Genomic DNA, 6766 nt, shown 5'->3' with positions numbered 1-6766 from the left:
CGACGGACACCCTTGCCCTTGGCTAACAGTTCCTACTGCCAAGCCTGTAGCGGACTTTCACCGCCAAGTTATCGCCCGTGCCGGGCGCACTATAAGGAGGCCCAATAAGCCTCCCTGGATTCAATTACATGTTTTAAAACAGCTTATAGCTTTTTCCATGATTAAGGCAGAATTGCAAACGAGCGAACGGGAAATCCGGATGCTTTCTCCGCTTTCGGAACAATGTTGAAAATTACGGCTCCTTTGGCGGGAACCTGATCCAGATTGGTTAACAATTCTACCTGATATGTATCCTGAGCCAGTACGTAATATTCGGCAAGCAGAGCCCCATTTTTTTGATAATCTACCGCAGCATCTGTATCAAACGTTTCATGCCCGATGGCTTTGATATGGCGTTCTTCAAACAGGAAGGTTAACGCAGCAACAGACCATCCCGGTGCATGACTATTACCTTCAGCATCCTTGTTGTCAAAGTCCTCATGGCTTGGCCAGCGCTTGCTCCAGTCGGTCCGCAGGGCCACGAAGCTGCCTTCTTCGATCCGGCCATGCTCCTGCTCAAATTCAAGGATATGCTCTACGTCCAAGGTGAAATCGGGATTGCTCTCAACAGCGCCAGATTGGTCAATCACAACGAGCGGCAGCACCAGCTCTTTGAGTCCCAATTCATCGAGATAACGTGTATCGCGCACAAAGTGAATCGGTGCATCCAGATGCGTGCCATATTGTCCAGGGAACTTGAAGCTCTGGGCAAAGAAACCTTGATCATGGTTAAACAGCGTATCAAACTGTGCAGCATCAAAAGCAGAGAAATGCGGAGATGCAGGGCCAAAAGTATGCGTAAGATCAACCCATTTCTTCTCTTTTAACACTTGAATGGCTTGTATAATTTCGTTGGTCATACGTCTCACCTCTTATGCAGAATGGAATAAATTTCCCCTATTATATCTCAATGTTATGTAATGGTGAATATGCAATTGTAAATATAAAAAGCCGCTCTCCTGTGTGGAGAACGGCCATGATCTTCAGATTGACGATCATCGTTCGTTTAACTTGTATGCATATTTGAGCGTGCAACCAACAGCTTCGACTTGCCGGTTACGATTACGAGCTATCAATATCCGATTAATCTGCTGTAATCACCAGCTTGCCCCGCGTATGATGGGATTCACTTTTTTTGGTGGGCATCACGCAAGCCTTGTTCTGTTAACGGATATGTCTCATCAATAATAGATTTCAGCTTCCCTGCGGCCGCAAGCTCGGCCAGCTGTTCAAGCTGATCCCCCTTAGGTTCCATCATAAATACACTGCCCGTCACACCAGCTTCCTTTGCCAGCTTCTCATCCGACTGTTCCACCAGTGAAACGAGACGCCCTCCGGATTTCAACACCTTGAAGCTATCGCGCTGAATGTCGCCGCCCATCGTATCCAGAACGACATCATAACCTGAGAGAACTTGCGAGAAATCCTGTTCCTTATAGTTAATAAAATGGTCCACACCCAACGAGCGAAGCAGCTCTTCATTCGCTGCACTTGCGGTCGAAGCCACCTCGGCTCCCAAAGACTTGGCGATCTGAATCGCATATGTGCCTACGCCTCCTGCACCCGCATGGATAAGCACCTTCTGTCCCTTGCCTAATCGACCATGATCCACCAGCGCTTGCCAGGCTGTCATTGCAGCGAGTGGAATCGCTGCTGCTTCCTCGAAGCTGAGCTGCTCAGGTATACGCGCAACGATATCCGCATCAACAGCAACGTATTCTGCATAGGTTCCGAATTGCCGGGGCCGAGCGAATACGCGATCCCCTTCTCTGAAACGGGTAACGTTTGAACCGGCCTCAGCCACAGCTCCTGCTACGTCTCCGCCCAGAATCATGGGCAATTGGTCTGCTGCTTCTTTCAAGTGGCCTTGTCTTATTTTAAAGTCCACTGGATTTACAGAAGTGGCATGTGTGCGGATCAATACCTGATTCACACCACACGCCGGCTTCTGCACCTCCTTTTCCTTTAATTGTTCGGGCCCGCCAAATGCATCAATCACAATAGCTTTCATGCTGATCCCTGCCTTTCTTGAAAATGGAATGATGTGACATGTGATAGGTTATTCTCATACTCTTCTCTATTTATGATTACCCCATACGTCGGTTTACTTGACCTGAAGTCACTGAATGTTCATTCCACAAGTAAGGGATGTTAACGATGTTATTTAATTTTTTGCAAAAATCGCAGAACAGCTTCCTGCAATTGCCTCAAGCCTGGTTGCTCTATTGGAAAGTGGCCTGCTCCCTCCAAAATGACAAGCTCCTTATCCACGGTCAATCGATCATAGAAAGCTTGACTGAACGCTAACGGGGTCATCGGGTCCATCTCAGGATGAACCAGCAAAACCGGGCACTGATTGAATTGTTCCGGGCTCACTTCTGGCGTTTTATTCAAGAAAGTTCTTAATAATTCCAGAGGCACAGGCGTAGCCGCCGCCTTTGGATCATTCATAATGAGACGGGTTAGATCCTTGTTGTTCGTAATCAGATCCATTCGAGAAACCCGTTTAACCGAGATTCGTACAGCATCTAATACAACAGGAAAAAGATCCATTATGCGTTTACCTACACGACTGACCAACCGATTCGGAGCAAGTTGATCACGCACATCGGGATCACTCGTATCTACAAATGTTGTTGCAATTAATCCCTTCACAAGTTTGTTCCTTCCACTGGCATGATAAGCCAACATTCCTCCAATGCTGCTGCCCAATACAACGAAAGGTTTGCCATCTTTCTTGTACTCCCTCTCCATAAGAGTATCTAACAATGTGATCCATAACTCATAGTTCATCCGCGTGCCATGCAGTGCGTAGCTTAGACCGTAAGGCGGCAGATCAGGTGATATAACCTCGTATCCATGTTGCTGCAGCATACGTGCATAAGGAGCGAGTAACCTGCCATTTCCCCCAGCGCCATGAATAAACAGTATTTTGATAGGGGAGTCTGCAACAGGTAATCGGTCAATATGTAGATAAATCCCATGGCTTTCCCACCACTCTTCCTCAGGGCAGGTGTTTTCATCCAACCTGACTTCTTCCGGAAAAAATGACTGATACTGCTTCCAATATAAATGTGTTGTTCTATAAGAAGGCAAGCTTTCTCGCATATGTACGCTCCTTTTTCTACATCAAAAAAGCCGTACCATGTACGACTTTAAGACTCATCTATGATCATACTTATTTTGATGCCACATTTTATTTAATCCGGGAACTGCACGTTACCCGGAACGATGTATGCACCGCCTGATCCGTCGTTCGGCAGTGCCGGAATGGTGTCATACACCACTTTACCACGAATATCGGTGATCCGAATACTTAATTCTTCCTTACCCAACCCCGTGCCCAGAAAATGATTATAATCCTGTTTTTCGAGATTAAGCCAGGTGCCATCCTTCTGTTTCACTTCAAACTTCAGCACCGGATACTTATGATGTCGAACCTGAATGGCCGCCCACCACTGACTGCTGCCTTCCTTGATCCGATAGGAAACGTTCCCTTCAATCGGAGCTTTGACAACTTTCCAGCTGATATCAATCTTACCCGCCTGAGGATCACCAATCTGGTTGAAAGCGTTAGGCGAGAGGTCCAATGCCCCGCTTGCTCCTTCCGGGTACAGATCCGTAACGTATACTACGGTCTTTCCTTTGGGACCCTGTACCTCAAGATAAGCTCCAGCTAAAGCAGCTTTGACTCCATTATAATTGAGCTGATATGGGTTGAGTGCGGTAATCTTCATATCCGCCGGAATCGGATCAAGCAGCACAGCACCACCTGAATATCCGGAGCCTGTGTACGTAGCATATCCCTGATATGTATCGTTCCAGGCTGCAGATGCCGGCAGGGCAAACAAGACCAGGCCAAGCAACATACCTGCGGCGGACCTTCTGAGACGCTGGAATCTACTCTTCTTGCTCATGGTTATTCCTCCTTATGATTTTGAATTTGAATAAAGATTTCGCGCAATCCACTACGATGACAGAACAATCTGGAGACCAGCTGTTATCCGTCAAGATGTAAATGAATTGTTCCGCTTATGTTGTTATGTCAATTCTCATGGACGCAGCGACATTCAATAACATAATTTTACATAAAATTTAAAATTTTTAAATCCTTTTCTGCAAAATCACATCCAAAGTCCTGCTTTCAAACACAATAAAAAAGCGCCACACTCGGGAGATACCTAACTCTCCAGTCAAGTGTGACGCCTGTCTCAGCTCTGTATTAACACCTGAGCCTACTATCCTGCTTTATCATGTTCGTCATACTTATCCTGCTTCCTTTTGCTTGGTCCGATTCCTGATCCTTTCATAACGCGCGTAAAGCTTAGGAGACTCTTTGGTCAGAATAGGCCCAAGTACAGCGAGAATGAGCACATATAATACGGCAAAGGACTGAATGGAAGCCATAAGCCCTCCTGCTTTACCGATGTTGGCCATAATGATCGAGAACTCGCCGCGGGATACCAGGGTGAAGCCGACATTTAATGATGCCTTGGTCGAGACTCCAGCCATTTTCCCTGCAATCATGCCTGCACCGAAGTTACTCAGAATTGTCAGAACAACCGCAATCAGGGTCATACCTACCGCCCCGCCGAGGGTGGAGGGTTCGATGGTCAAGCCAAAGCTGAAGAAAAATATGGCACCGAAAAAGTCCTTGAACGGCATAATCTGCTGCTCAATCCGGCTGACATGCCTCGATTCACCAAGCACAAGTCCAATCATTAACGCGCCAATGGCCTCGGCTACATGCAGCGTCTCCGAGAAGCCCGCCACCAGGAAAAGCAAAGTCATGATCGCTAGGAGAAACAGCTCCGATGACTTGATATTAAGCGCCTTATCTATATATTTAATACTCTTCCTGCCGATAATCAGGAACAGCACAATAAACAGCAACGCAGAAAGCGATACCAGCAGTACACTACCCAGTGAAGTCGCCCCGCTAAGCACAAGTCCAGTCAGAATAGAGATGTGAATAGCGATGAACAGATCATCAAACATAATCATGCCCATAATAATTTCGGTCTCCGGATTGGCTGTCCGTTTCAGATCCACGAGTACCTTGGCAACGATAGCGGTTGAAGAACTCGTCATAATGCCGCACACAACCATCGTTTCCTGAAGGGGCAGATCCATGAACCAGCCCAGCAGCAGACCAGAGACAAAATTAAGGCCGACATAAAATATGCCGCCGGTGAGAATCGCTTTACCCGATTTTAACAGCCGGGAGACCGAGAACTCCAAACCCAGATAAAATAATAAAAATAAAATACCCAGCCTGCCCATAAATTCAATAAAAGACGAGCTTTCGATAAATCGTAAATCCACAATGCCAAACTGTGGTGCATGCGGTCCAACGGCCATACCGATCAGAATGTAAAATGGAATAACCGAAAATCGTAGTCGTGCAGATATTAATCCCGTAAGTGTAATCAGCGCAACGGCAACCCCCACTTCGAATATGAGCATATCCATACGCTACATCCGCCCATCGGTCAACCATTGTTTGAGCTGCTTGAGCTGGTCACGTTCACCTGCAACAACAATCGTTGCTCCGCTGGTAAAAACGTACTCCGGCCCCGGATTAAATTGCTTTTCCTTCTCCTTGTCAACCGCCGCCAGAATCGCCACACCGGTCACCTGCCGAATGTTCAGCTCTCCTATGGTCTTCCCGACACAGGCAGCGTGAGGTTCGATGCGAAGCCACTCGATGAGCAGGCCTTCCAGCATGACTTCCCGTTCGTTCTGGAACTGTGGTTTATACGTCATGCCGCCAACAATAGCCGCTACAGCTCTAGCCTCATCATCGTCAAGGGTGACGAGAGATACCATATCTCCGAGTTCTTCCGCGTGCTCGCCTGACTCCATATGGAACAGATCACGACGCTCATCGTTATGGACAACAATGACAAGATGCTCTCCGCTGCGGGTATGCAGCCAGTATTTGCGTCCGATGCCTGGCAGATCCGTTTCTTTAAAGTGCATGGTCTGCACCTCCCCGGGACAACCCTTTCATGGAGTTCGCACCCGGTTCATCCAGTTGCTCAGAATGCTGCACCTGCTCCGAGTTTTGTTCGGAAGCCCATTGAATGTCCGCTATACGTATCCTCATGGAACCCGCAGGAGTAGAGATGGCTCTCATTTCTCCCTTATCTCCCAGCAGCAGCTGACGTCCCACAGGAGAAAGGAATGAAATCTGCCCTTCATCCGGATCTGCTTCCTCCGGCATCACAATCGTTAACGTATCCGATGTATGAAAATCAACATACTCGAGTTCAATTTTGCTGCCAATCAGCACAACGGAACCGAGTTGTTCATCCGGCCCAGCAAGCAGCTGCTCCACCCGCTCTGTATATGCCATCAGTTGCTTATCCAACTGCACACGCTCAGGATTATGCACGTCAAAATAAGCGTCAAGAAATGTTCTTTTCTCTTCGCCCAGGGTCAACAGCTGACTCACCAGCTTTTCTCTGCGGTTGTCAAGTGGATTTCTACGGTTCATAGTAGATTTCACCTCCTATGCACGCCTTGTTCTCCACGTTGATTCGCTTGTTGTAACTTTTCATCATCCTGTTGTCCTCCTTCTTATAAATAAAAGAGCCCCACTTGTGAGCCCTCCTTACCATCTTACCAAAATGAAATTATTAATCCAATCTATTCCGCTAACTTGGCGTTTTATTCTATAAACTGGAACTATTATCCATAATTTCACGATATTCATTACATACTA

Annotated in this window: 6 protein-coding genes and 1 pseudogene; all 7 read right to left on the bottom strand. The window is 47.2% G+C overall.

Features of this window, described 5'->3' with window-relative positions:
- Positions 1-161 precede the first annotated feature (161 nt).
- Positions 162-899 carry a cyclase family protein gene (locus tag HNR77_RS26665; RefSeq protein WP_184190732.1) on the bottom strand — a complete coding sequence of 246 codons (738 nt, stop codon included), beginning with the start codon at positions 897-899 and terminating at the stop codon, positions 162-164.
- A gap of 223 nt (positions 900-1122) precedes the next feature.
- Positions 1123-2050 (bottom strand): annotated as a pseudogene (locus HNR77_RS26660) (NADP-dependent oxidoreductase).
- 149 nt (positions 2051-2199) lie between these two features.
- On the bottom strand, positions 2200-3147 hold the full coding sequence (locus HNR77_RS26655) for an alpha/beta hydrolase (RefSeq protein ID WP_184190730.1): 948 nt from the start codon (positions 3145-3147) through the stop codon (positions 2200-2202).
- A 92-nt stretch (positions 3148-3239) separates the two neighbouring features.
- Positions 3240-3956 carry an expansin ExlX gene (gene exlX, locus HNR77_RS26650; RefSeq protein ID WP_184190728.1) on the bottom strand — a complete coding sequence of 239 codons (717 nt, stop codon included), beginning with the start codon at positions 3954-3956 and terminating at the stop codon, positions 3240-3242.
- A gap of 349 nt (positions 3957-4305) precedes the next feature.
- Positions 4306-5511, bottom strand: coding sequence for a cation:proton antiporter (locus HNR77_RS26645; protein ID WP_184190726.1), 1206 nt, complete (start codon positions 5509-5511; stop codon positions 4306-4308).
- A gap of 3 nt (positions 5512-5514) precedes the next feature.
- Complete coding sequence (locus tag HNR77_RS26640) at positions 5515-6021, bottom strand: cation:proton antiporter regulatory subunit (RefSeq protein ID WP_111270703.1); 507 nt, start codon at positions 6019-6021, stop codon at positions 5515-5517.
- Complete coding sequence (locus tag HNR77_RS26635) at positions 6011-6538, bottom strand: GreA/GreB family elongation factor (RefSeq protein WP_184190724.1); 528 nt, start codon at positions 6536-6538, stop codon at positions 6011-6013. Before HNR77_RS26635 ends, HNR77_RS26640 begins: the two co-directional genes overlap by 11 nt.
- Positions 6539-6766 lie beyond the last annotated feature (228 nt).

It is taken from the genome of Paenibacillus sp. JGP012 (genome assembly GCF_014203995.1).
Lineage (GTDB): Bacteria > Bacillota > Bacilli > Paenibacillales > Paenibacillaceae > Paenibacillus > Paenibacillus silvae.
This window is presented reverse-complemented; position numbering and strand designations above follow the sequence as displayed.